The organism is Variovorax sp. J22R115, assembly GCF_030317005.1.
In the GTDB taxonomy this organism is placed as follows: domain Bacteria; phylum Pseudomonadota; class Gammaproteobacteria; order Burkholderiales; family Burkholderiaceae_C; genus Variovorax.
Window position 1 is genome coordinate 265,816 of the sequence record NZ_JASZYM010000007.1, and the last position, 23,313, is coordinate 289,128.

Consider the following 23,313-nt stretch of genomic DNA (forward strand, 5'->3'; position numbering starts at 1 on the left):
GACCAACATGCGTGGAGTGCTTCAAAAGGTTGATTTTTCAACTTGATCAAGGAGAAATAGAAATGGCAACTGCAAAGAAAGCGCCGGCTAAGAAAGCCGCTGCAAAGAAGGCCCCGGCAAAGAAGGCTCCGGCAAAGAAGGTCGCCGCCAAGAAGGCACCGGCCAAGAAGGTCGTAGCGAAGAAGGCGCCGGCGAAGAAGGTTGCAGCCAAGAAGGTTGCGGCGAAGAAGGCGCCGGCGAAGAAGGGTGCAGCCAAGAAGGTTGCGGCAAAGAAGGCCCCGGCGAAGAAGGTAGCCGCCAAGAAGGCGCCGGCGAAGAAGGCCGCTGCCAAGAAGGCCCCTGCCAAGAAGGCCCCTGCGAAGAAGGCCGCGGCCAAGAAGCCTGCTGCCAAGAAAGCAGCGAAGAAGCCCGCTGCCAAGAAGGCCGCCAAGGCGCCCGCGAAGGCTGCCGTCGCCCCTGCCCCTGCTCCCGCAGCGCAGACTACGCTGAACCCGCAGGCAGCATGGCCGTTCCCGACGGCCAGCAAGCCCTGAGTCGTTCAGCGGCCTTGAAGGCAAAGCCCGGCACCGCAAGGTGCCGGGCTTTTTTGCATCCGGCGCGTCAGAGGCCGATGGCCTTCAGATCCACCTTGTAATTCTGCGGCCCGCGCTGCGCGATCTTGAGCGCGCCCAGTTGGTTGCCCAACGCGGCGCAACGCACGAGGGGCCAGCCCTGCTCCAGTCCGAACAGCAGCGCGCCACGCCACGCGTCGCCGCAGCCGGTCGGCTCGATCACGGCCGTCGGCTTCACCGCGGGCACGTGCTCGCTCTCGCCGTGGGTCCACACCTCGCAACCTTCGGCGGCCAAGGTCACCACCAAGCCGCGAACGCGCTTCGAGATCTCGGCGAGGCTCCAGCCCGTGCGCTGCGCGAGCATCTTTCCTTCGTAGTCGTTCACCACGACCCAACTGGCCAGGTCGACGAAGTGCGCGAGTTCCTTGCCATCGAACATCGGCAAGCCCTGGCCCGGATCGAACACGAAAGGAATGTCGGCCGCCTTGAATTGCTCCGCGTGCTGCACCATCGCGTCGCGGCCATCCGGCGCCACGATGCCGAGCTTGATGTCCTCGCGCGCCGTGACGCGCGTGATGTGCGCCTGCTGCATCGCGCCAGGATGGAACGCTGTGATCTGATTGTTGTCCCGGTCGTTCATGATCATGGCTTGCGCAGTGAAGGTGTCGTCCACCTGCCGGACGAACTCGGCGCTGATGCCCAGCGAGCGCAGGCGCTCCAGATAGTCGCCGCCGTCGCTGCCGACCGTCGCCATCGGCAGTGCCGTGCCGCCGAGCGCGTTGAGGCTGTAGGCGATGTTGCCCGCGCAGCCGCCGAAATCGCGGCGCAGGCCGGGCACCAGGAAGGACACGTTGAGGATGTGCAACTGATCGGGAAGGATCTGGTCCGCGAACCGGCCCTCGAAAGTCATGATCGTGTCGAACGCGAGGGAACCGCAAATTACCGCTGCCATGGATGATCCAATGAACCGTTGGTTGGAATGGGAAGGAAAGGCCGCTGCCGCTCAGGGGTAGAGCGTCTCGACACGAAAGCCCGCGACTGGCGGCATCATTGCGGCCTCGGGGCCGGTGAGTTTCAGCGACATCGACGCCGCGCGTTCGGCACGCGCCGGCAAGATCGACGGCGCGCCAAATTCGGAAGGCATGAGCACGCGCCGCACCACGGCCCGCTCCTGCGTATCGAGCAGCGACAACTCGACGGCGGGCATCGCGAGCGGCACGTCGGCGGAATTGCGCAAGGTAAAGCTGAGGCGGAACCCTTCATCGCTCTTCTCGCGCGAGAAGGACGCGCCATCGACCTTGATGTCGTTGATCTGCCGAAGCGCGGAGAGCTGGCAGCCTAGCGCCTGGCACATCGACGCCATCGCCGGGCGCAAACCCGGCTGGCGCGCAACGATGAGATCACGCTCCTGATAAATTATTTGCCCGATCAGGACCAGTGCGGCGAGAACGGCCGCCGCCACCATCGAACGCCGAGCCGCAGGACGCTGCCAGAAGGCCTCCGATCCCGATGCGCCCATGAAAGATGGCGTGCCGCGGACAACTTCAACCGGTGGTTCAGGCTCACTGGCCGCCAGGACCACTGGCGCCGTTTCGACCGAAGCGGCCTTCTGATCACGGGCCTTGGCCTTGGCAATCTTGGCTGACTTGACTCGTGCACGGCGCAGCGCCTTTTGCAACTGCGCATTGCTGACGTCCTCGGTGGTCGGCTCGGTTTCGGGAATGCTCGGAGGAGGTGCAGGCACTGGCGCCGGCAAGGACAGATCGATGTTCGGAAACGAAAGTGGTGGAGGCAACGGCGGTCGCACAACGGTGCGGCCTTCATCACCCAGATTCAACAGATCCGAATCGGGCCAAGGCTCGTCAGCGACGACGCCTGCGAAAGACAGCATGTTCGCTGCCGGTTTCGAAGGCCCGGCGTCGAACGCATGTTCGCCGTCCGTCGTCAACATCCCCTGATGGTCGTCGTCGAGAAAGTCAGCCTCCACCGCTTCCCGTGCGTGCTCATCAGCATCCGGCGGCGCTGAGGGTTCCGACGCCTGCTCCTGTTCGTCAAGCGGCTCGACCGTAAAGCCATTTTCGGCAGGAGTCGATGCGGGGGCTGGAACAGGAGCAGATGGCGACGGTCCAGACCCGGGCGCCTCTCGCAGATCAAGGGTCGCATCGAACACCTGGCTGCAGCGACCGCAGCGCACCCAGCCATCCGAAATGCGAAGCTGGTCCTTCACCACCTTGAAAGTGGTTTCGCAGGCGGGGCAACGCGTGACCAAGCTCATCTGGCGCAGATTGTAAAAGCTGGTTGCGCGCAGCCCGGCGCCAACTAGATCTTTGCAGTCATGAGGATCCAGCCATCCTCGCTGTCGCTCACTTCCAGCGAGGCGTACGGTGCATAGGCGAGTTTCAACTCGTCTGCCTGACGTTCGAGGATGCCTGCCAGCACCAGAGCGCCGCCCGCCACCACGTAGTCGCAGAGCAAGGGAGCCAGCACCTTAAGCGGCGTCGCGAGGATGTTGGCAAGCACGACGTCGTAGCGTCCAGCCGCTGCCTCGGGCAGACCGGCATTCAGGTGCACGCCATTGGCCTCGGCATTGAGCCGAGTCGACTCCACTGCGGCTTCATCGATATCGACCGCATCGATCTCACCCGCGCCGAATTTCGCGGCGCCGATCGCCAGGATGCCGGAGCCACAGCCGTAGTCCAGCACGCGCTGGCCCACCGGATGGCCGCGACGAGCGATCCACCGCAGGCACATGCGGGTGGTCGGGTGCGTACCGGTGCCGAACGCCAGCCCCGGGTCCAGGCGAATGATCTGCCGCGCCTGCAGGGGCGGCTCATGCCATGTCGGTACGATCCAGAACTCAGGTGTGACCTCGACCGGCGCGAACTGCGACTGCGTCAGCCGAACCCAGTCCTGCTCCGGCACGTCCGCCAACCCCAGCACGCGGCAATCTGCAAAGAACTCCTGCGCCGCCAACACCACGGCCGCCTCACGCGCCAGTTGCTCGGTGGAGAACAGTGCGATCACGCGCGACCGCTGCCAGCCCTCCTTCGGCGGCGGCATGCCCGGCTCGCCGAACAGCGCCTGCTCCGCATCGGTCTGCGCATCGGCATCCTCGACCGAAACACTCAACGCATCGAGCGCATCCAGCGCATCACTGACGGTCTCGACCAACTCCTCAGGCGCCATCAGACGAAGTTCGAACATAGGAAATCCCTCTCAATGGCAATGCCCCCGGCAAGCGAAGCGAAGCCCGTTCGTAAAACACCGCGGAACCGGCTTTGCCGGGCCGCAGGTGTTGCCCCCGGCGAGGGGGTAGGCGAAGCGACACGAAGTGCGCGCAGCCTGGGGGAGTTCAACGCTTATGTGCAGCCAGCCACTCTTCCAGGTAGTGGATGTTGGTTCCACCGCCCATGAACTTGGCATCGACCATCAGTTCGCGATGCAACGGCATGTTGGTCTGAATGCCTTCGACCACCGTCTCGTTCAGCGCCGTGCGCATGCGCGCCAGCGCCTGCTCGCGGGTGTCGCCGTGAACGATGATCTTGCCGATCATGGAGTCGTAGTTGGGCGGCACGAAGTAGTTGGTGTAGATGTGCGAATCCACGCGCACGCCCGGTCCGCCCGGCGGGTGCCACATCGTGATGCGGCCCGGCGACGGCGTGAACTTGTAGGGATCCTCGGCGTTGATGCGGCACTCGATCGCATGACCCCGCATCTCGATCTGACGCTGGGTGAAAGGCAGCTTTTCGCCTGCCGCCACCATGATCTGCGTCTTCACGATGTCGATGCCGGTGGTGAACTCCGTGACCGGATGCTCCACCTGCACGCGCGTGTTCATCTCGATGAAATAGAACTCGCCGTTCTCATAGAGGAACTCGAAGGTGCCGGCACCGCGGTAGCCGAGCTTCTTGCACGCCGCCGCGCAGCGCTCGCCGATCTTCTCGATGAGCTTGCGCGGAACGCCCGGTGCCGGCGATTCCTCGATCACCTTCTGGTGACGTCGCTGCATCGAACAGTCGCGCTCGCCCAGGTAGACGGCGTTCTTGTGCTTGTCGGCGAGGATCTGGATCTCGATGTGGCGCGGGTCCTGGAGGAACTTCTCCATGTAGACGGCCGGATTGTTGAAAGCCGCGCCCGCCTCCGCCTTGGTCATCTGGATGGCATTGACCAGCGCAGCCTCGGTGTGGACCACGCGCATGCCGCGTCCACCACCGCCGCCCGCCGCCTTGATGATGACGGGATAGCCGATCGCCCGTGCGATGCGCTTGTTGGTGGCAGCGTCGTCCGAGAGTTCGCCCTCTGAGCCCGGCACGCAAGGCACGCCCGCCTTGATCATGGCCTGCTTGGCCGACACCTTGTCGCCCATGATGCGGATCGATTCGGGCGTCGGGCCAATGAACTGGAAGCCGCTCTGCTCGACTCGTTCGGCGAAGTTAGCGTTCTCGCTCAGGAAGCCGTAGCCCGGATGGATGGCTTCCGAGTCCGTCACCTCGGCGGCCGAGATGATCGCCGGCATATTGAGGTAGCTCTGCGATGAAGGCGCGGGACCGATGCACACGGCCTCCTCCGCCAGCTTGACGTATTTCGCCTCGCGGTCGGCCTCGGAATAGACCATCACGGCCTTGATGCCGAGCTCACTGCAAGCGCGCTGAATTCTTAAGGCAATCTCACCACGATTGGCGACCAGTATCTTCTTGAACATGGTCACTCGATGATGAACAGCGGCTGTCCGTATTCGACCGCCTGGCCGTTCTCGGCGAGGATCTGTGTGACGGTGCCGGACTTGTCGGCCTCGATTTCGTTGAGGATCTTCATCGCCTCGATGATGCACACGGTGTCGCCTTCCTTGACCTGGCTGCCAATCTCGGCGAATGCAGGGGCCCCAGGGCTGGACGAGCGATAGAAGGTGCCCACCATGGGCGACTTGATGGCATGGCCGGTGGAAGCAGCTTCGGCCGGCGCGGCCGCAGGGGCCCCGGCAGCGGCAGGAGCCGGTGCGATGGCAGGGCCTGTGGCTGGCGTCGCCACCGCCTGGACATACTGGACCGGTGCGGCCACGCCACCCTTGACGATGCGGACCTTGCCTTCGGCTTCAGTGATTTCCAGCTCGGAGATGTTCGATTCAGACACCAAGTCGATCAGTGTCTTGAGCTTGCGTAGATCCATGGGACTCCAGCGTATGCCGGTTATTAGAAGGTAACTCGCCTGAAGATCGGCTTATTTCGGCGTTTCAACGCCAACTGCGCGATTTGTGGGGCTGGATTCTAGCCGCGAACTATGCCCGCCGCCACGACTGCAGGTCGCCGGCGTCAAGCTTGCCCATTTTACGCGCCGCCACGGAACCGCCCCCGTCGATGAACAGCGTGAAGGGCAAGCCGCCTGCAGTATTGCCGAGTTGCTTGACGAGTTCGGTGCCTTGCATGCCTGCCAAGCCGATGGGATAACTCACTGGCGTCTTGGCCAGAAATTTCCGCACCGCACTGGGCTGATCGATGGCCAACCCGACGACTTGCCAACCGTTGGCAGCATTTTCACGGAAGAAGGCGTCGATCATCGGCATCTCTTCCACACAAGGCGGGCACCATGTGGCCCAGAAATTGATGATCAGCGGCCTGCCACGCAAGGCATTGAACGCGACCTCGCCGCCCTCTGGGCGCTCAAAGCGCTGCGACCAGAACCCCTCGTCGAGGCGCCCACCCCCCCCTTGCGGAGCGCGGCTTCGCCAAAAGGCGCCGCCCGCCCCGGCCAGCGCCGCGACTCCGGCGACGCTAGCGTAAAGCCAGGCACGACGCGTTGACCTGGTAGTCATCCACTGTCCTTTTCGATCAGCCGCCGGAGCGCGGCCAGATTTCCTCTCGGCACACGACCCTGAGCGTCGTGCTTGAGCGCTCCCCTCAGATCGTCCAAGTCATAGACCAACAGGTGCACGCCGATTTCCTCGCCCAGCACACGGCTGGTCGCGTGCACGCTCAACGCCTCAACCTGCTCGCCGTGAAAGCCGGTGACCATGCGCGGCTCATAGTCCACGTGGTGGTCGATGAGCGCGATTTCGGCCGACTTCGAGTCGTCGCAGAAGAGCTGGATATAGATATCTGACAAGCGCGTGGCCGTGCCATGCCACACCGCACCCCCCACATGGGGCCGGAACTGCGCCATCCGCTCCATCCATTCCAGCGCCAGTACGCGCAGTGCGTGCAGTTCCTTGGGCTGGGTATCGGCGCAATAAAGCTGGACGTAGTCGCGGACCTCAGCCTCGACCTCGTCGTTGTTCGGCAGTGCGGTACGCACGGGCAGGCCCAGGTCGCGCAGCGCTCGGCGCTTCGCGGGCCCGTACTCCAGGCCTTCCTCGACGACGAGGCGGGCCGCAGCGGCGGCGATTTCCTGCTTGGACATGTCCATCGGTTCATTTTGCCCGCAGTACGCCCCTCGCAAAAGGCCGGATCACTTGCGTCCCTAGAATCGCCGGATGCACATTCACATTCTCGGCATCTGCGGGACTTTCATGGGCGGCGTCGCGGCACTGGCGCGCGAAGCCGGCCACCGGGTCACTGGCTGCGACGCCGGCGTCTACCCGCCGATGAGCGATCAGCTGAGGGCGCTCGGCATCGACCTGATCGAAGGTTTCGACGCCGATCAGTTGGCCTTGAAGCCGGATGTCTTCGTGGTCGGCAACGTGGTGTCACGGGTCCGGCTGGCCGATGGCACGCCCAAGTTTCCGTTGATGGAAGCCATCCTCGATGCGGGCGCAAGCTACACCAGCGGTCCGCAGTGGCTGGCCGAGCACGTACTGCGGGGCCGCCACGTGCTGGCCGTGGCCGGCACGCACGGCAAGACGACCACGACATCCATGCTGGCCTGGATCTTGGAGCGTGCAGGATTGACGCCCGGATTCCTGGTGGGCGGCGTGCCATTGGATTTCGGCGTCTCGGCCCGTCTGGGGCGCGGCACGAGCGCCCCGTCGGGGGGCAGCGACGACACGATGTGCCGGAGCGTGAGGGCGACATTCGTGATCGAAGCCGACGAATACGACACGGCCTTCTTCGACAAGCGCAGCAAGTTCGTTCATTACGGGCCGCGCACCGCGATCTTGAACAACCTGGAGTTCGACCACGCGGACATCTTCGATGATCTGGCGGCGATCGAGCGGCAGTTCCATCACCTCGTGCGTACCGTGCCGGGCACGGGGCGCGTGGTCGTCAATGCCACGGAGGACAGCCTGCAGCGCGTGCTGGCGCAGGGCTGCTGGAGCGAACTCGCCCGTTTCGGTGCCGGTGGCGAGTGGCAGGCACGGGGCTCGCACGACACCTTCGACGTGCTTCGCCACGGCGAGCGCGTCGGCCGGGTCGAATGGGCGCTTTCCGGCTTGCACAACCAGATGAACGCGCTCGCTGCGATCGCGGCGGCCGAGCATGTGGGCGTCGCGCCCGCCGCTGCGGCCGACGCGCTCGGCAGCTTCCGCAACGTGCGCCGTCGCATGGAACTGCGCGGAACGGTGAACCGCGAGCAAGGCGCGATCAGCGTCTATGACGATTTCGCGCACCACCCGACCGCGATCCGCACGACGCTCGACGGCCTGCGGCAGAAGCTCGATGCCGAGGACAGGAAAAGTGAGCGCATCCTTGCGGTCTTCGAGCCCCGCAGCAATACGATGAAGCTGGGCACCATGACGGCCCAGTTGCCCTGGAGCCTGGAGGCGGCCGACCTTTCGTTTTGTCACAGCGGCGGGCTGGACTGGGACGCCTCGGCCGCGCTCGCACCGATGGGCGCGCGCGCTCGAGTCGCAGGCAACATCGAAACGCTGGTCGCCCAGATCATTGCAGCCACGCGGCCCGGAGATCACATCGTCTGCATGAGCAACGGTGGTTTCGGCGGCGTGCACGAAAGGCTCCTTTCCGCGCTGAACGCGACAAAATGAGCCCCATGCGCGCGAAGCAACTCATCGAGACCCTTCAATTGCAGCCCCATCCCGAGGGCGGATGGTTCCGTGAGATGTTTCGCTCTTCCAAGCAGGTGATGCCCGCCGACGGCCGGCCGGCGCGCGACGCGCTCACCACCATCTACTTCCTGCTGGAAGCGCACCAGCATTCGCGCTGGCACCGGGTGCAGTCCGACGAGGTGTGGATTCATCTTGAAGGAGCCCCGCTTGCGCTCTGGATCAGCGATGCGGCACTTCGCACCGCGCCGGCCCATGTGCGGCTGGGGCCGGTCGATGTGCACGGCATGCGACCCCAGCACACGGTGCCGGCCGGCCAATGGCAGGCGGCCCGTCCCATCGTTGTGCCACAGGCGCCCGACGACTACACGCTGGTGAGCTGCACCGTCGGCCCCGGCTTCGACTTCAACGACTTCTCGTTCATGAGGCCCGACGGCGACGAAGCCGGACTGCTGCGCCACCACTGGCCCGATCTCGCCACGCTGATCTGACCAGCGCCGCGCAGGGGTTCAGCCACGGCGCTGCTTGACGGCCTGCGACAGCACGTCCAGCACCTGCGTCGAATCGTCCCAGCCCAGGCAGGCGTCGGTGATGCTCTTGCCGTATTCGAGGCCGGCGATCGGGTCCTTGCCCGGCGTGAACTTCTGGGCGCCGGCCGTCAGGTGGCTTTCGACCATCAGCCCGAACACGCTGCGGCTGCCGCCCGCGATCTGCGAGGCGATGTCCTTGGCCACATCGATCTGCTTCTGGTGCTGCTTGCTGCTGTTCGCGTGGCTGCAGTCGACCATGAGAGTCTGCGGCAGCTTGGCGGCTTCCAGGTCCTTGCAGGCGGCCGCGACGCTGGCCGCGTCGTAGTTGGGCGCCTTGCCGCCGCGCAGGATCACGTGGCAGTCCTTGTTGCCGTTGGTCTGCACGATCGCGACCTGGCCGTTCTTGTGCACCGAGAGGAAGTGATGCCCGCGCGCGGCCGCCTGGATGGCGTCGGTCGCAATGCGGATGTTGCCGTCCGTGCCGTTCTTGAAGCCGATCGGTGCTGACAGGCCCGAGGCCAGCTCGCGATGCACCTGGCTTTCCGTGGTGCGTGCGCCGATCGCGCCCCAGGAGATCAGATCGCCGATGTATTGCGGCGAGATCACGTCGAGGAACTCGCTGCCTGCCGGAAGGCCCATCCGGTTGATGTCGATGAGCAATTGGCGCGCGATGCGCAGTCCCTCGTCGATGCGGAAGCTCTCGTCGAGGTACGGGTCGTTGATCAGCCCTTTCCAACCCACCGTGGTGCGCGGCTTCTCGAAGTACACGCGCATCACGATTTCCAGCGTGCCGGCGTACTTCTCGCGCTCGGCTTTCAGGCGCCGGGCGTATTCGAGTGCCGCGGCCGGGTCATGGATGGAGCACGGGCCCATCACGACCAGCAGCCGATCGTCCTTGCCATGCATGATGTTGTGGATCGACCGACGGGTGCCGGTGATCAGCGACTCCACCGGCGTGCCCCGGATCGGGAAGAAGCGAATCAGATGTTCGGGAGGAGGCAACACAGTGATGTCCTTGATGCGTTCGTCGTCGGTTCGGCTGGTCTTTTCGACGTTCGCATACCAGGTGTCGCTGGCCGGGGCGGCTTTCGTGCTCATGTGTCGGTCCTTTTCGGGTGTCTTGATTTCGTGAGGCAATAAAAAAACCGCCGGGGCTTTTGGCACCGGCGGTTTTGGGAGGTTCTGCTGTCTGCTGCTTTTATGCGCGCGCCTCTCGTCCGCCGGAAACCGGGAACCAAAAGTAGGCAAAGTAATAAGCGCGTGCGGCGGACATAAGTCGCGAATGTAGCACAGGAGAGGCTCAGGCAGTGCCACCGACGGTGAGGCCGTCGATTCGCAGAGTTGGCTGGCCGACGCCTACCGGCACGCTCTGGCCTTCCTTGCCGCAGGTGCCGACGCCCGAATCGAGCGCCATGTCGTTGCCGATCATCGTGACGCGCGTGAGCGCATCCGGACCATTTCCCACGAGCGTGGCGCCCTTCACCGGATACTGGATCTTGCCGTTCTCGACCCAATAGGCCTCGCTCGCCGAGAACACGAACTTGCCGCTCGTGATGTCGACCTGGCCGCCGCCGAAGTTGGTGGCGTAGAGGCCCTTCTTGATACTTGCCACGATTTCTTGCGGCACGCGGTCCCCGCCCAGCATGTAGGTGTTGGTCATGCGCGGCATCGGCGCGTGGGCATAGCTTTCGCGCCGGCCGTTGCCGGTCGCCTTGGTCTTCATGAGCCGCGCATTGAGCGAATCCTGTATATAGCCCTTCAGGATGCCGTCCTCGATGAGCACGTTGCGCTGCGTCGCGTTGCCTTCGTCGTCGACGTTGAGCGAGCCGCGGCGATCCGCGATGGTCCCGTCGTCGAGCACCGTCACGCCCTTGGCGGCCACTCGTTCACCGATGCGGCCCGAGAACGCGCTCGAGCCCTTGCGGTTGAAGTCGCCTTCGAGCCCGTGGCCGATGGCTTCATGCAACAGGATGCCAGGCCAGCCCGGGCCGAGCACGACCGTCATTTCGCCGGCAGGGGCCGGGCGCGAATCCAGGTTGACGAGTGCCGACTTGACAGCCTGGTCCACGTATTCGGCGATGTGCTCGTCGTCGAAGTAGGCGAGCCCGAAGCGCCCGCCGCCACCGCCCGAACCCACCTCGCGGCGACCGTTCTGCTCGGCGATCACGGTGACCGACAAGCGCACCAGCGGCCGCACGTCGGCGGCCAGCGTGCCATCGGCGCGCGCGACCAGCACCACGTCGTATTCGCTCGCGAGGCCGGCCATGACTTGCGCAACCCGCGGATCACGGGAGCGGGCGAGCTTTTCGACCTTTTCGAGAAGTTGGACCTTCGCCGTGCTGTCGAGCGTGGAGATCGGGTCGACTGCGCCGTAGAGCGAGCGGCTGGATGCGATCCGGCGTGCCGGCGCCTTGACCCGCGCCGTGCGTCCCGCGGCAGAAATAGTGCGGACCGTGCGCGCGGCGTCTAGCAGCGAGGCCTCGGAAATGTCGTCCGAGTATGCGAACGCCGTCTTTTCACCGCTGACCGCCCGCACACCAACGCCCTGGTCGATGCTGAAGCTGCCTGTCTTGACGATGCCCTCTTCCAGGCTCCAGCCCTCGCTGCGCGTGTACTGGAAATAGAGGTCGGCGTCGTCCACCTTGTGCGCGGTGATCTCGGCGAGCGCACGCGAGAGGTGCGTTTCGTCAAGACCGAAGGGCGTGAGCAGAAGTTGCTGCGCCGTGGCGAGGCGCTCGATGGTGGGTTCGCGGGAGATCATCGAGGCATTCTAGGAGGGGAATGCCGCAAGCTGTCAGCTCTGCATCAATCGCTTGGCGCGAGATATGGACATCAGAATGCCCAGCCCCAATCCCAGCGTGACCATCGCGGTGCCGCCATAGCTGATGAAGGGCAGCGGCACCCCCACCACCGGCAGGATGCCGCTCACCATGCCCATGTTCACGAAGGCATAGGTGAAGAAGATCATGGTGACCGCCCCGGCCAGCAGGCGCGAGAACAGCGTCGGCGCATCCAGCGCGATCGCGAGGCCGCGGAAGATCAGGAAGATGAAGGCCGCGATCAGGGCCAGATTGCCGGCCAGGCCGAACTCTTCGGAGTAGGCCGCGAAGATGAAGTCGGTGGTGCGCTCGGGAATGAATTCCAGGTGCGTCTGCGTGCCCTGCATGAAGCCCTTGCCGCCGACGCCGCCGGAGCCGATGGCGATCATCCCCTGGATGATGTGGAATCCCTTGCCGAGCGGATCCTTGGTCGGGTCCAGCAGCGTGCAGACACGCTGCTTCTGGTAGTCATGCAGGATCCGCCAGTCGAATCCGTCCGCACACAGCTGGGATTCGAAGCTCACGATGAGCGTCACCGCCACGATGCCGATCAGCACCGGCGGCACGATCAGCTTCCACGACAGTCCTGCAAAGAAAATCACGGAAAGTCCCGTGGCCAGCACGAGCAGTGCGGTGCCGAGGTCGGGCTGCTTCATGATCAGGCCGACGGGCACGGCCAGCAGGGCCGTGGCGACCACGAAATCCAGCGCGCGCAGCTGGCCTTCGCGCCGCTGGAACCACCACGCCAGCATCAGCGGCATCGCGATCTTGAGGATTTCGCTGGGCTGAATGACCACGCCCACGTTGATCCAGCGCTGGGCGCCCTTCTTGGTGATGCCGAAGAGCGCCACGGCTACCAGCAGACCCACGCCCACCGTGTAGATCGGGACTGCAAAAAACATCAGGCGCTGCGGCGGCACCTGGGCGACCACGAACATGATGAAGCCGGCCAGGAGCATGTTGCGGCCATGGTCCATGAAACGCGTGCCGTGGTCATAGCCCGACGAATACATCGTCATCATCCCGGCGAACGCCAGGAGCAGGACGGCAAAAGCGAGGAAGCCGTCGTAACCCTGGAACACGGGCAACAGGCGTCGCGCGAGCGAGGGTTGATGAAAAACGGCTGACATAGGGGAGCGAATATTGGGGAGCGAATTATCGCGCCCCGCGCACCCGGGAGAGGCTCCGAGGGCAATTTCGGCCGGAGTGCCCATAATGCGCGCCATGTCGCGAACCACCCACCTGCTCTACCTGCATGGCTTTCGCTCCTCGCCCCGCTCGACCAAGGCGTCGCTCATGGCCCAGCGCGTCGCCCGCGAGCACCCCAACCTGCGATGGTGGTGCCCCCAGCTGCCGCCATCGCCACGGGAGGCCATCGACCTCGTGATGCGGGGCATCGCCGACTGGCCGCGAAGTTCGATGGCCGTCGTCGGATCCTCCCTGGGCGGCTTCTATGCCACTTATGTCACCAGCACGACCCACTGCCGCGCGGTGCTGCTGAACCCCGCGGTCCACCCTGCCCGCGACCTGGTTCGCCAGATCGGCGACCAGACGCTCTGGCACAACCCCGCGGAGCATTTCCATTTCCGGCCCGAATACATCGGGGAGCTGCGCACGCTCGACGTCGGCCCGCTGGCGCGGCCCGACCAGGTCTTCGCCATCATCGCCAAGGGCGACGAAGTGCTCGACTGGCGTGAAATGACCGACCGCTATCCGGGAAGCCGGATCGAGCTGCTCGAAGGCAGCGACCACGCACTGTCGGATTTCGAAGAGCGCCACCTCGACGACGTGCTGGCCTTCATCGACCCCGTCTGAGGGTCTGCGAGCAGCCGGGATGCGCTGCAGCGCATGGGACAATCCGCGCCATGTTTGTATTGTTCGAAGAAGCCGGCAAGTACCTCGGTGGCCGCATCCTGTCGGAGGCCGAGGCCTCGGCGCAGGTCGAGCTCGAGACCGGCAAGCGCGTCAAGGTCAAAGGCGCCAACATCGTCCTGCGCTTCGAGAAGCCGGCCCCGCCCGAACTGCTGGCCGAAGCGCGCGCAATGGCGGCCACGGTCGATCTCGACCTGGCCTGGGAGTTCGCGCCCGAGGGTGAATTCAGCTTCGGCGAACTTGCCACCGAATATTTCCAGGCCCAGCCGAGTCTCGTGCAGCAGGCCGCGGCGCTGCTGGCGCTGTTCGAGGCGCCACATTACTTCCGCCGCGCCGGCAAGGGTCGCTTCAAGAAAGCGCCGGCCGAGATCGTCCAGCAGGCGCTGGCCGCCATCGAGAAGAAGAAGGCCGTGCAGGCGCAGATCGCCGAGTGGTCGACCCAACTGGCCGCCGGCGAGTGCCCGGCGCCGGTGCGCGAGCAGCTTTTCAAGATCCTGTTCCGGCCCGACAAGAACGCGCCGGAATACAAGGCCGTCGTCGAAGCCTCCCGCGCCACGCAGCGTGCGCCGCTCGACCTGCTGAAGCGTGCCGGCGCCATCGACTCGTCCTACCAGTTCCACTGGCGCCGCTTCCTGTTCGAGAACTTCCCGAAGGGCACCGGCTTTCCGACGCTCAGCGCCCCCGTCATCGCTGATGACCTGCCGCTGGCCGACGTGCAGGCCTTTTCCGTCGACGATTCGCAGACCACCGAAATCGACGATGCGTTGTCGGTTCGGGGCATCGGCACCGGCACGGTGGTCGTCGGCATCCACATCGCCGCCCCGGGTCTCGCGCTGGTGCCGGGCAGCCCTATCGACCAGGTGGCGCGTGCGCGCATGTCGACGGTCTACATGCCCGGCCACAAGATCACGATGCTGCCCGATCACGTGGTCGAGGCGTTCACCCTGCAGGAAGGTCGCGACTGTCCGGCCGTCTCCATCTACGCGACCTTCGACGAAACCTCGCTCGCCCTGAAGGGCACCGAAACGAAACTCGAACGCGTGCCGATCGTCGCCAACCTGCGGCACGACCAGCTCGACAGCGTCGTCACGCAGGAGTGGCTCGAGGACGCATCGGTCAACGCCGACAGCACGCCTGAGGTCACCCAGCGCGTGCGCGAACCGCTGTCCTTCCTGTTCCGGCTGGCGAAGCAACTGAAGGCGCAGCGCGAAGTGGTGCGCGGCAAGCCGGAGAGCTTCAACCGCCCCGACTACAACTTCCGACTCGTCGGCAATGATGGCGAGCCCACCGGCAACGAGCAAGTGCGGATCACAACCCGCCAGCGTGGCGCGCCGCTCGACCTGATCGTCTCCGAAGCGATGATCCTGGCGAACAGCAGCTGGGGCGGCTGGCTCGGCGAACTCGGCGTGCCCGGCCTCTACCGCAGCCAGGCCAGCCTCGCGCCGGGCATCAAGGTGCGGATGGGCACACGTGCCTTGCCGCACGCCGGCCTCGGCGTGAAGAGCTACGCGTGGAGCACTTCGCCCCTGCGTCGCTACACCGATCTCGTGAACCAGTGGCAGATCATCGCGGCGGCGCGCCACGGCAAGACCGCTGCGCTGGCGGCGCCGTTCAAGCCGAAGGATGCGGATTTGTTCTCGATCCTCTCGGGCTTCGATGCGGCCTACAGCACCTTCAACGCGCACCAGGGCGGCATGGAGCGCTTCTGGACGCTCAAGTATTTGCAGCAGCAGGGCATCACCGAACTCGACGCGATCTTGGTCAAGGACGTGCCGAACGGCGCGCTGGTGCGGGCCGACACACTCCCGCTGGTGTTCCAGGTCACGGGGACACAAGGCTTGCTGCGAGGCGCGCGCGTGCGCGTCAAGCTTGGCGAGATCGACGAGATCGCGCTCGACGTGCACGGCACCGTGATCGAACGCCTCGATGCGGCGCCCACCGAAGCAACGCCAGAGGACGAAGCCGGCGAGGACGAGGAAGAAGTCGCCGGCCCGATCGCCATCGCCGTCGACCTCGCGGACAGCGAGGCTGCACCGGAGAACACACCGGTATGAGCCCTAGGGAGACCGCTCCATGAACCTGCGCGACTTCAGCACGCTGCAGATTGCGCTTGGCCTGTCGGTGGTCGCCCATGCGGCCTTGCTGACGGTGCGCTTCGTCGACCCGGAGTCCTTCAACCGCGTCTTCAAGGAGACGCCGCTGGAGGTCATTCTGGTCAACGCCAAGACCAACGAACGCCCCGACAAGGCGAAAGCCATCGCCCAGGCATCTCTGGCCGGCGGCGGCGATCTCGACAAGGGACGCGCCACCAGTCCGCTGCCGCCCTCCACCTTCACGGCCGTCGGCGACGCGATGGAAGAACAGCAGCGACAGGTCGAGGCGATGCAGCAGCAACAGATGCTGCTGCTGGCCCAGATCAAGCAGGAGCTCGCATCGATGCCGGTGCCCGACCCGCGCAGCCAGGGCAACCCGAGCGATTCCGCCGCGCGCGAGGAGAAGCGCCGCCAGCTCGTCAACCTGCTCGCCGAGATCGAGCGCCGCGTCAACGAAGAAAACGCCCGACCCAAGAAGCGCTACATCAGCCCGGCCACGCGCGAAGCGGCCTATGCGGCGTACGTCGATGCGCTGCGCCGGAAGATCGAGGTGCGCGGCACCGAGAACTTCCCCGAGGCCGCGGGCAAGAAGATGTACGGAGAGCTCACCATGATGGTGACCGTCAACCACGATGGCTCGATCCTCGCCACCGACGTCGTCGAAAGCTCGGGCAACCGATTGCTGGACCGGCGCGCGCAGGCGATCGTGCGCAGCGTCGGCAGCTTCGGCAAGTTCACCGATGCGATGCGCCGGCAGACTGACCAGATCGTGCTGCCCTCGCGCTTCAAGTTCACCCACGACGAGACGCTCGAGACGCAGCTTTCGTCCAGACAATGATCGAGACGCCATGGACCTGTACTGCGTGATGGGCAATCCGGTCGAGCACAGCCGCTCACCCTGGATTCATGCGCGCTTCGCCGAGCTGACCGGTCAGGCGCTGAGCTACGGTCGTCGCCTTGCGCCGATCGGCGGATTCGCCGATGCCGTGGCGGCGTTTCGCGCCGACCCATCGGGCACGGCGCGCGGCTGCAACGTCACTGTGCCCTTCAAATTCGATGCGGCGGCGCTTGCGCAGCACCTGACGCCGCGCGCCACCCTCGCGCACGCCGTCAACGTGCTGAGCTTTCGCGGGGACGGCATCCACGGCGACAACAGCGACGGCATCGGGCTGGTCAACGACATCGCATTGAACGCGGGCGTGGCGATCAGGGGCAGCGAGCTGCTGCTGCTCGGCGCAGGCGGTGCCGCCGCGGGCGTACTCGGTCCCCTGCTGGAGGCCGGGCCGCGCCGCGTCGTGGTCGCCAACCGCACCCTCGCCAAGGCCATCGCGCTGGTTCAGCGCCACGCCGCACTCGCGCTGCAGCACCACGTCGCACTCGAAGCGCAGGAACTCCGCGCCGTGCCCGGCACCTTCGACGTGGTGGTCAACGCCACGGCGTCGAGCCTGGCTGGCGGCGAGGTGCCGGTCGACGGCAGCGTGCTGAAGCCCGGTGCACTTGCGATCGACATGATGTACGGCCCCGCGGCGGCCGGCTTCATGGCGTGGGCCCGCGCGCACGGCGCCCTGCCGCGCGACGGACTCGGCATGCTGGTCGAGCAAGCGGCCGAAGCCTTCGAGACCTGGCGCGGCGTCCGGCCGCCCACGGCCACGGTGCTGGCCGAGCTGCGCGCCATCGTCGACGCGAAGTGAAGCCCCTTCTTCGCTGGCTGGGCTGCCTGCTGATCGCGGCCTTCGCGCTCGAGCTCTTCTTCATCCTGCGGATCGCCGCGATGGCGGCCATCGATCCCGAATCCACTGCATTCCAGCGCTCCGAGGCATGGCAGGTCGCCGTCCATGGACGCAGCAACGGCGAGCGCGACTGGAAGCAGCAATGGGTCCCGTATGCGCAGATCTCCGACTCGCTCAAGCGCGCCGTGATCGCCAGCGAGGACGGCGAATTCATCTACCACCAGGGCGTGGAATGGGAAGCCATCGAGCGCGCCCGCCAGCGCAACGCCAAGGCCGAGGAAATCGCCGCCCGGCGCGCCGCCCAGATGCGCGCGCGGGGCAAGGAGCCACGCGCGCCCCAACTGCGCGGCGGCTCGACCATCACCCAGCAACTGGCCAAGAACCTGCTGCTCTCCGGCGAACGCACGCTGCTTCGCAAAGGCCAGGAGCTGGTGCTCACCATGGCGCTCGAAGTGATGCTGAGCAAGCAGCGCATTCTGGAGATCTACCTCAACAATGTGGAATGGGGCGAAGGCATCTTCGGTGCCGAGGCAGCCGCCCAGCACTACTTCAGGAAGCCTGCTTCCCGGCTCACCGTCAGCGAGGCGGCACGGCTCGCCGTGATGCTGCCCAGTCCGAAATCCTTCGAACGCCGACTGGGCTCCAGCTATCTCGCCAGCCGGTCGGCCACGATCGCGGCGCGGATGCCCGCCGCCGAACTGCCTTAGCTCAACCTATCATCAGCCTCATGCTTGCCAAGTTCACGGGGTGGGGATTGCTGGCCTTGATCCGGTTGCTCACCGGCGCCCAGGCGCGGTGGTGGGGCTGCCCGCCCAAGGCCGAACAGCGGATCTACTTCGCCAATCACCAAAGCCATCTGGATCTCGTCATGATCTGGGCAGCCCTGCCCGAGGAACTGCGCGGCATCACGCGCCCGATCGCCGCGCGCGACTACTGGGCCAATACGCCCTTCAAGCGCTGGATCACGACTGAGGTTTTCAACGCGATCTACGTCGAGCGGGGTGGCGGTGCGCCGGTGGTGCCTCCCGCCCCGCCTGCGCAGCCACCTGCCGAGCGCATCGAACCGTCGTTCGACGACGTCCCGCCGCCGGACCCGGCGCCCGTCGAGCCATGGACGTCACAGGGCGAGCTGCCGCTGTCGCAGCCGGCCGCTGAGCCCGTACCGGCCGCGACGCCCGGCAGCCTCGAAGCACTCGCGCCACTGCAGCCCCTGATCGAGGCCCTGCAAAGCGGCGACTCGATCATCATCTTTCCCGAAGGCACGCGCGGCCACACGGGCATGCCGCAGAAATTCAAGTCGGGCCTCTTCACGCTTGCGCAGATGTTCCCCGAAGTGGTGCTCGTGCCGGCCTGGATCGACAACGTCCAACGCGTCATGCCCAAGGGCGAAGTGGTGCCGGTGCCAATCCTCTGCTCGGTCACCTTCGGCGCGCCGATCCAGCTGGAAGAAGGTGAAGAGCGCCGTCCCTTTCTCGATCGGGCTCGCGAGGCGGTGGTTGCGCTGCGTGAGGTCTAGATGAACCAGTACCTCCGCAATCTTTCATCGACCCATCAGGTCGCCGCGCTCTTCTTCATCGTGTTCGGGCTGCTCTTCGTCGTGAGCACGATGGTGTTCCTGCTGAGCTTGAGGGAACGCCGCAACCCGGTTCACGACGAGATCTGGCAGCGCGAGCTCCAACATTTCCGCTCGCTGCTGCGCACGACCTGGGTGATGGTGATCGTGTTCTGGGTCGGCTGGGCACTGGGCGAGAAGGTCGCGACGCTGCTCTTTGCGCTCATCTCCTTCTTCGCGCTGCGCGAGTTCATCACCCTGTCGCCGACGCGGCGCGGCGACCACCGCAGCCTGATCCTGGCCTTCTTCGTCGTGCTGCCGATCCAGTTCTGGCTGGTGGCGACCGCGCACTTCGACTTGTTCACTGTGTTCATCCCGGTGTACGTCTTCCTCGCGATTCCGGTCGTGAGCGCGCTGGCCGACGATCCGAGCCACTTCCTCGAGCGCAATGCCAAGCTGCAATGGGGAATAATGGTCTGCGTCTACGGCATGAGCCATGTGCCAGCGCTCCTGCTGCTGTCCTTTCCGGGCTACCAGGGCAAGAACGCGTTCCTTGTCTTCTATCTGGTGTTCGTGGTGCAGACGTGCATGCTGGTGCAGCACCTGGTTTCGCGCCGCAAGACAATGCCTGTGGAAGGCGCGCCACCGCCGGAGCCGCCCAGAGGTTGGCTGGCGAAGGCCCAGTATTGGCTCTTCATGCAGCCGCCCTTCGCACCGAACGTGAGCCGCAGCTTCAACTGGACCAGCTGGGCGCTGGGCATGGCGATCGCGAGCGTGGTCGGCGCGCTTCTTTCCTTCATCACCCCGTTCAAGTATGGCCAGGCGCTCGCGATGTCACTGATCGCTTGCGCAGCGGGCTCGATGGGCCATCTCGTGATGAAGGCCCTCAAGCGCGACCGCGGCATCCCCAACTGGGGCCGGCGCGGTGTCGGCGTCACGGGCGCCAACGGCTTGCTGGACCGCGTCGATGCGCTCTGCTTCGCCGCGCCGGTCTTCTTCCACGCGGTGCGCTGGTACTTCGACGTGTGAGCCTCTGATGCGCATCCTCGGCATCGACCCCGGACTGCAGACCACCGGCTTCGGCGTGGTCGACATGGACGGCCATGCGCTGCGCTACGTCGCGAGCGGCACCATCAGCACCAAGCACCTGGCACGCGGCGAACTTCCTGCGCGTCTCAAGGTGCTCTTCGACGGCATCGGCGAGATTGCCGAGCGCTACAAGCCCGATGCGGCGGCAGTGGAGATCGTGTTCGTCAACGTCAATCCGCAATCCACGCTGCTGCTGGGCCAGGCGCGCGGTGCCTGCATCACCGCGCTGGTCACCAGCAACCTCACGGTGGCCGAATACACGGCCCTGCAGATGAAGCAGGCCGTCGCGGGCCATGGAGGCGCCGCCAAGGCGCAGGTGCAGGAGATGGTCAAGCGGCTTCTCCAACTCCCCGGCGTGCCCGGCAGCGATGCGGCCGATGCACTGGGCATCGCGATCACGCATGCGCACGTCGGAGCATCGATGGCGCGACTCGGGCAAGCCACGGCGCTTGGGCGGAGCACCAGCGGGATGTATCGACAGGGGCGGACGCGCTAGAACGCCCGCTCGGCAATGAGCACCGCGAAGAAGCCGAAGGCTGCAAGCAAGGTCCACTTGAGCACGATCCAGCCGAAGCGGCGGTACTTGAGCTGACCGGTGCCGGCATAGAACGCGAAAGACATCCCGGCCACGAGCAGCAGCAGCAGGATGGCCCAGCGGAAGATCAGCATCGGATGGAGGGGCCGGGCTACCAGGCGCGGGCGACTTCGGCGAAGCCGACCGGTGCGCGCTTCTCATCGTCGAAGGTCACGATCTCGTGGGCGTCGTCGTGCGCGAGCAGTTCGCGCAGCAGCTTGTTGTTGAGCGCATGGCCCGAGCGGAAGGCGCTATAGGCGGCCAGGAGCGGCTGCCCGATGACGTAGAGGTCGCCCATCGCGTCCAGGATCTTGTGCTTGACGAACTCGTCGTCGTAGCGCAACCCGCCCGCATTGAGCACCTTGGTGTCGTCCATCACGATCGCGTTGTCGAGCCCGCCCCCGAGCGCCAGTCCCCTCGACCGCATGTACTCGACTTCCTTGGTGAAGCCGAAGGTGCGTGCGCGCGCGATGTCGCGGCTGTAGGAGCCGCTGCCGAGGTCGAACTCGACCCGTTGGCCGGTCGAGTTGACGACGCGATGGTCGAAATCGATCTCGAAGCTGAGCTTGAAGCCATGGTACGGGTCGAGCCGTGCCCACTTGGCATCGGCGCCCTCTCCCTCGCGTACCTCGACCGGCCGGGTGACGCGGATGAAACGGCGAGGCGCGCTCTGGAGTTCGATGCCCGCGCTTTGCAGCAGGAACACGAAGGACGAGGCGGAGCCGTCGAGGATTGGCACCTCGTCGGCCGTGATGTCGATCTGCAGATTGTCGATGCCGAGGCCTGCGCAGGCCGACATCAGATGCTCGACGGTCTGGACCTTGGCGCCGCCCGACGACACGGTCGAGGCGAGCCGGGTGTCGGTGACGGCCTCGGCCGTCATCGGGATCTCGACCGGTTCGGGCAGGTCCACACGGCGGAACACGATGCCGTGGTTCACCGGCGCCGGCCGGAGCGTGAGTTCCACGCGCTGCCCGCTGTGCAGGCCGACGCCTACCGCACGGGTAATGGATTTGAGGGTTCTTTGTGGAAGCACGGGCGAGATTTTAGAAGCGCGAGGCGTCCGGCGCACCGTCCGCCTCGCTATGTCCGCAATAGCCTCCACCGGGAACCCGTCAGTCGGCTTGGCGACGGAGGAAGGCCGGGATCTCGAAATCGTCCATGCCGCCCGACGACAGCGCGTCCACCTTGGCCGCGGCCATGGTGCGATTGGTGCGCCACACGCTGGGCACGGCCATGCCGTCGTAGTTGGGCTGGCTGCTTGCATGCCCATGTCCGCTGCCGAGCGTCGGGACGTTGAAAGGGATGTTGTCGGTGCCGGTGCGGATGACTTCGAGCGTCGGTGCCTGACGGCGTGCATCCTGGCGCGAGAGGCCGGTCGCGACCACGGTGACGCGCATCTCGTCGCCGAGGTTGTCGTCGTAGGCGGCGCCGTAGATCACGTGCGCATCAGGCGAGGCGTAGGCCCGGATCGTGTTCATCGCGAGCTTGGATTCGCTCAGCTTGAGCGAGGACTTCGACGCGGTCACGAGCACCAGCACGCCCTTGGCGCCCGATAGGTCGATGCCTTCGAGCAGCGGGCAGGCCACGGCCTGCTCGGCGGCGATGCGCGCGCGGTCCGGGCCGCTGGCGGCGGCCGTGCCCATCATGGCCTTGCCGGGTTCACCCATCACGGTGCGCACGTCTTCGAAGTCGACGTTCACGCCGCCGTACTCGTTGATGATCTCCGAGATGCCGCCCACGGCGTTCTTGAGCACGTCGTTGGCATGCGCGAAGGCTTCGTCCTGAGTGACGTCCTCGCCCAGCACGTCGAGCAGCTTCTCGTTGAGCACGACGATCAGCGAATCGACGTTGGCTTCGAGTTCGGCCAGGCCGGCATCGGCATTGGTCATGCGGCGGCCGCCTTCCCAATCGAAGGGCTTGGTCACCACGCCCACCGTGAGGATGCCCATTTCCTTGGCGACGCGCGCGATCACCGGCGCAGCGCCGGTGCCCGTGCCGCCGCCCATGCCGGCCGTGATGAACAGCATGTGCGCGCCGGCGATCGACTCTCGGATGTCGTCGATCGCCGCCTCTGCGGCGTCGCGGCCCTTCTCGGGCTTGCTGCCGGCGCCCAGCCCGTTGGTGCCGAGCTGGATGGTCTTGTGCGCATTGCTACGCGACAGGGCCTGAGCATCGGTGTTGGCGCAGACGAACTGCACGCCCTGCACGCCACGCTCCATCATGTGGGCGACCGCGTTCCCGCCACCGCCGCCGACGCCGATCACCTTGATCTGCGTACCTTGGTTGAACTCTTCGATCTCGATCATTTCGATAGCCATTTTTCTGACTCCTTGAATTTGCAGTTGCCGTTTGATTGCGAATGAATTTGTTGTTGGAACCGAGAACGCTTATGGCGGTGGACCTGTTCGTCGCCATCGCTCGTTGAAATGACGCGGCGGCCCGGCACGGGCCAGCCAAAGGGGAAAAGCATTCATCGCAGCGCCCCCATTCCAGAAACGCCATGGATCCGGCTCCGCCGGTCCGCCGGCGTTGCCCCCTGCAAGGGGGTGGGCGACCACAAGCAGTGG

At 65.5% G+C, this 23,313-nt stretch carries 24 protein-coding genes and 1 pseudogene; 11 read left to right on the plus strand and 14 right to left on the minus strand.

What is annotated here, in order from left to right; all coding sequences use genetic code 11:
- The first annotated feature begins 62 nt into the window (after positions 1-62).
- Complete coding sequence (locus QTI04_RS14690; RefSeq protein WP_286616269.1) at positions 63-533, plus strand: histone H1-like DNA-binding protein; 471 nt, start codon at positions 63-65, stop codon at positions 531-533.
- Positions 534-600: 67 nt separating this feature from the next.
- Here QTI04_RS14690 and QTI04_RS14695 read toward each other — a convergent pair whose 3' ends face one another.
- The 8 genes and pseudogenes from QTI04_RS14695 to QTI04_RS14730 all read right to left on the minus strand — a co-directional run bounded on the left by QTI04_RS14695 (position 601) and on the right by QTI04_RS14730 (position 6,950).
- Positions 601-1,503, minus strand: coding sequence for a carbohydrate kinase family protein (locus QTI04_RS14695; RefSeq protein ID WP_286601827.1), 903 nt, complete (start codon positions 1,501-1,503; stop codon positions 601-603).
- 51 nt (positions 1,504-1,554) lie between these two features.
- Entirely contained in the window at positions 1,555-2,442 is an 888-nt protein-coding gene (locus tag QTI04_RS14700; RefSeq protein WP_286616315.1) for a DUF3426 domain-containing protein, read from the minus strand.
- A 279-nt stretch (positions 2,443-2,721) separates the two neighbouring features.
- Positions 2,722-2,826 (minus strand): annotated as a pseudogene (locus tag QTI04_RS14705) (zinc-ribbon domain-containing protein); the annotation flags it as partial.
- A gap of 44 nt (positions 2,827-2,870) precedes the next feature.
- Positions 2,871-3,755, minus strand: coding sequence for a 50S ribosomal protein L11 methyltransferase (prmA, locus tag QTI04_RS14710; protein WP_286616270.1), 885 nt, complete (start codon positions 3,753-3,755; stop codon positions 2,871-2,873).
- Positions 3,756-3,903: 148 nt separating this feature from the next.
- On the minus strand, positions 3,904-5,253 hold the full coding sequence (gene accC / locus QTI04_RS14715; RefSeq protein WP_286601824.1) for an acetyl-CoA carboxylase biotin carboxylase subunit: 1,350 nt from the start codon (positions 5,251-5,253) through the stop codon (positions 3,904-3,906).
- A 2-nt stretch (positions 5,254-5,255) separates the two neighbouring features.
- Positions 5,256-5,717: an acetyl-CoA carboxylase biotin carboxyl carrier protein gene (accB, locus tag QTI04_RS14720; protein ID WP_286601823.1), complete on the minus strand. Its 462-nt coding sequence runs from the start codon at positions 5,715-5,717 to the stop codon at positions 5,256-5,258.
- A gap of 109 nt (positions 5,718-5,826) precedes the next feature.
- Positions 5,827-6,360 carry a TlpA disulfide reductase family protein gene (locus QTI04_RS14725; protein ID WP_286616271.1) on the minus strand — a complete coding sequence of 178 codons (534 nt, stop codon included), beginning with the start codon at positions 6,358-6,360 and terminating at the stop codon, positions 5,827-5,829.
- Entirely contained in the window at positions 6,357-6,950 is a 594-nt protein-coding gene (locus tag QTI04_RS14730; protein WP_286616272.1) for a hypothetical protein, read from the minus strand. Before QTI04_RS14730 ends, QTI04_RS14725 begins: the two co-directional genes overlap by 4 nt.
- A 67-nt stretch (positions 6,951-7,017) precedes the next feature.
- On the opposite strand from QTI04_RS14730, the gene mpl reads away from it, so the two are divergent.
- Positions 7,018-8,466 carry a UDP-N-acetylmuramate:L-alanyl-gamma-D-glutamyl-meso-diaminopimelate ligase gene (gene mpl, locus QTI04_RS14735; RefSeq protein WP_286616273.1) on the plus strand — a complete coding sequence of 483 codons (1,449 nt, stop codon included), beginning with the start codon at positions 7,018-7,020 and terminating at the stop codon, positions 8,464-8,466.
- Positions 8,463-8,975: a cupin domain-containing protein gene (locus QTI04_RS14740; protein ID WP_286616274.1), complete on the plus strand. Its 513-nt coding sequence runs from the start codon at positions 8,463-8,465 to the stop codon at positions 8,973-8,975. The genes mpl and QTI04_RS14740 overlap by 4 nt, the downstream gene beginning before the upstream one ends.
- A gap of 18 nt (positions 8,976-8,993) precedes the next feature.
- Here the strand turns inward: QTI04_RS14740 and QTI04_RS14745 are convergent, their stop codons facing one another.
- The 3 genes from QTI04_RS14745 to rodA all read right to left on the minus strand — a co-directional run bounded on the left by QTI04_RS14745 (position 8,994) and on the right by rodA (position 12,963).
- A complete protein-coding gene (locus tag QTI04_RS14745) occupies positions 8,994-10,112 on the minus strand; it encodes a 3-deoxy-7-phosphoheptulonate synthase (protein ID WP_286601816.1) in 1,119 nt (372 codons plus the stop codon).
- A 202-nt stretch (positions 10,113-10,314) separates the two neighbouring features.
- Positions 10,315-11,775, minus strand: coding sequence for a metalloprotease TldD (tldD, locus tag QTI04_RS14750; RefSeq protein WP_286601814.1), 1,461 nt, complete (start codon positions 11,773-11,775; stop codon positions 10,315-10,317).
- A gap of 33 nt (positions 11,776-11,808) precedes the next feature.
- Positions 11,809-12,963, minus strand: a complete 1,155-nt coding sequence (gene rodA, locus QTI04_RS14755) for a rod shape-determining protein RodA (RefSeq protein ID WP_286616275.1) — start codon at positions 12,961-12,963, stop codon at positions 11,809-11,811.
- Between the two features lie 94 nt (positions 12,964-13,057).
- Here rodA and QTI04_RS14760 point away from each other — a divergent pair, with 94 nt between their 5' ends.
- From QTI04_RS14760 to ruvC, 8 genes are read left to right on the plus strand one after another with little or no spacing between them, the layout of a single operon-like run.
- Complete coding sequence (locus tag QTI04_RS14760; protein ID WP_286601810.1) at positions 13,058-13,648, plus strand: YqiA/YcfP family alpha/beta fold hydrolase; 591 nt, start codon at positions 13,058-13,060, stop codon at positions 13,646-13,648.
- Positions 13,649-13,698: 50 nt separating this feature from the next.
- Positions 13,699-15,759: a ribonuclease catalytic domain-containing protein gene (locus tag QTI04_RS14765; protein WP_286616276.1), complete on the plus strand. Its 2,061-nt coding sequence runs from the start codon at positions 13,699-13,701 to the stop codon at positions 15,757-15,759.
- A 19-nt stretch (positions 15,760-15,778) separates the two neighbouring features.
- On the plus strand, positions 15,779-16,636 hold the full coding sequence (locus tag QTI04_RS14770; RefSeq protein ID WP_286601807.1) for an energy transducer TonB: 858 nt from the start codon (positions 15,779-15,781) through the stop codon (positions 16,634-16,636).
- Positions 16,637-16,646: 10 nt separating this feature from the next.
- The gene (aroE, locus tag QTI04_RS14775; RefSeq protein ID WP_286616277.1) at positions 16,647-17,489 is read left to right on the plus strand and encodes a shikimate dehydrogenase; all 843 of its coding nucleotides are present in this window, start codon (positions 16,647-16,649) and stop codon (positions 17,487-17,489) included.
- Complete coding sequence (locus QTI04_RS14780; RefSeq protein WP_286616278.1) at positions 17,486-18,235, plus strand: transglycosylase domain-containing protein; 750 nt, start codon at positions 17,486-17,488, stop codon at positions 18,233-18,235. Before aroE ends, QTI04_RS14780 begins: the two co-directional genes overlap by 4 nt.
- Before the next feature lie 20 nt (positions 18,236-18,255).
- Complete coding sequence (locus QTI04_RS14785) at positions 18,256-19,044, plus strand: lysophospholipid acyltransferase family protein (RefSeq protein WP_286616279.1); 789 nt, start codon at positions 18,256-18,258, stop codon at positions 19,042-19,044.
- Positions 19,045-20,109, plus strand: coding sequence for a phosphatidate cytidylyltransferase (locus tag QTI04_RS14790; protein ID WP_286616280.1), 1,065 nt, complete (start codon positions 19,045-19,047; stop codon positions 20,107-20,109). It begins immediately after the preceding gene.
- Between the two features lie 7 nt (positions 20,110-20,116).
- The gene (gene ruvC / locus QTI04_RS14795) at positions 20,117-20,665 is read left to right on the plus strand and encodes a crossover junction endodeoxyribonuclease RuvC (RefSeq protein WP_286601801.1); all 549 of its coding nucleotides are present in this window, start codon (positions 20,117-20,119) and stop codon (positions 20,663-20,665) included.
- Here ruvC and QTI04_RS14800 read toward each other — a convergent pair.
- The 3 genes from QTI04_RS14800 to ftsZ form a co-directional block, all read right to left on the minus strand.
- Positions 20,662-20,838: a hypothetical protein gene (locus QTI04_RS14800; protein WP_286601799.1), complete on the minus strand. Its 177-nt coding sequence runs from the start codon at positions 20,836-20,838 to the stop codon at positions 20,662-20,664. The genes ruvC and QTI04_RS14800 overlap by 4 nt on opposite strands.
- A gap of 17 nt (positions 20,839-20,855) precedes the next feature.
- Complete coding sequence (lpxC, locus tag QTI04_RS14805) at positions 20,856-21,779, minus strand: UDP-3-O-acyl-N-acetylglucosamine deacetylase (RefSeq protein WP_286601798.1); 924 nt, start codon at positions 21,777-21,779, stop codon at positions 20,856-20,858.
- A gap of 79 nt (positions 21,780-21,858) precedes the next feature.
- Positions 21,859-23,064, minus strand: a complete 1,206-nt coding sequence (gene ftsZ / locus QTI04_RS14810) for a cell division protein FtsZ (protein ID WP_286601797.1) — start codon at positions 23,062-23,064, stop codon at positions 21,859-21,861.
- Positions 23,065-23,313 lie beyond the last annotated feature (249 nt).

Coding starts and splice junctions, on each gene's coding strand:
- tldD (WP_286601814.1), bottom strand. CDS start 11,775: ATGATCTCCCGCGAACCCACCATCGAGCGCCTCGCCACGGCGCAGCAA.
- QTI04_RS14740 (WP_286616274.1), top strand. CDS start 8,463: ATGAGCCCCATGCGCGCGAAGCAACTCATCGAGACCCTTCAATTGCAG.
- accC (WP_286601824.1), bottom strand. CDS start 5,253: ATGTTCAAGAAGATACTGGTCGCCAATCGTGGTGAGATTGCCTTAAGA.
- QTI04_RS14790 (WP_286616280.1), top strand. CDS start 19,045: ATGAACCAGTACCTCCGCAATCTTTCATCGACCCATCAGGTCGCCGCG.
- accB (WP_286601823.1), bottom strand. CDS start 5,717: ATGGATCTACGCAAGCTCAAGACACTGATCGACTTGGTGTCTGAATCG.
- QTI04_RS14695 (WP_286601827.1), bottom strand. CDS start 1,503: ATGGCAGCGGTAATTTGCGGTTCCCTCGCGTTCGACACGATCATGACT.
- QTI04_RS14765 (WP_286616276.1), top strand. CDS start 13,699: ATGTTTGTATTGTTCGAAGAAGCCGGCAAGTACCTCGGTGGCCGCATC.
- ruvC (WP_286601801.1), top strand. CDS start 20,117: ATGCGCATCCTCGGCATCGACCCCGGACTGCAGACCACCGGCTTCGGC.
- QTI04_RS14800 (WP_286601799.1), bottom strand. CDS start 20,838: ATGCTGATCTTCCGCTGGGCCATCCTGCTGCTGCTGCTCGTGGCCGGG.
- mpl (WP_286616273.1), top strand. CDS start 7,018: ATGCACATTCACATTCTCGGCATCTGCGGGACTTTCATGGGCGGCGTC.
- QTI04_RS14785 (WP_286616279.1), top strand. CDS start 18,256: ATGCTTGCCAAGTTCACGGGGTGGGGATTGCTGGCCTTGATCCGGTTG.
- rodA (WP_286616275.1), bottom strand. CDS start 12,963: ATGTCAGCCGTTTTTCATCAACCCTCGCTCGCGCGACGCCTGTTGCCC.
- QTI04_RS14770 (WP_286601807.1), top strand. CDS start 15,779: ATGAACCTGCGCGACTTCAGCACGCTGCAGATTGCGCTTGGCCTGTCG.
- QTI04_RS14690 (WP_286616269.1), top strand. CDS start 63: ATGGCAACTGCAAAGAAAGCGCCGGCTAAGAAAGCCGCTGCAAAGAAG.
- QTI04_RS14725 (WP_286616271.1), bottom strand. CDS start 6,360: ATGACTACCAGGTCAACGCGTCGTGCCTGGCTTTACGCTAGCGTCGCC.
- prmA (WP_286616270.1), bottom strand. CDS start 3,755: ATGTTCGAACTTCGTCTGATGGCGCCTGAGGAGTTGGTCGAGACCGTC.
- QTI04_RS14745 (WP_286601816.1), bottom strand. CDS start 10,112: ATGAGCACGAAAGCCGCCCCGGCCAGCGACACCTGGTATGCGAACGTC.
- aroE (WP_286616277.1), top strand. CDS start 16,647: ATGGACCTGTACTGCGTGATGGGCAATCCGGTCGAGCACAGCCGCTCA.
- QTI04_RS14700 (WP_286616315.1), bottom strand. CDS start 2,442: ATGCTGTCTTTCGCAGGCGTCGTCGCTGACGAGCCTTGGCCCGATTCG.
- ftsZ (WP_286601797.1), bottom strand. CDS start 23,064: ATGGCTATCGAAATGATCGAGATCGAAGAGTTCAACCAAGGTACGCAG.
- QTI04_RS14760 (WP_286601810.1), top strand. CDS start 13,058: ATGTCGCGAACCACCCACCTGCTCTACCTGCATGGCTTTCGCTCCTCG.
- QTI04_RS14730 (WP_286616272.1), bottom strand. CDS start 6,950: ATGGACATGTCCAAGCAGGAAATCGCCGCCGCTGCGGCCCGCCTCGTC.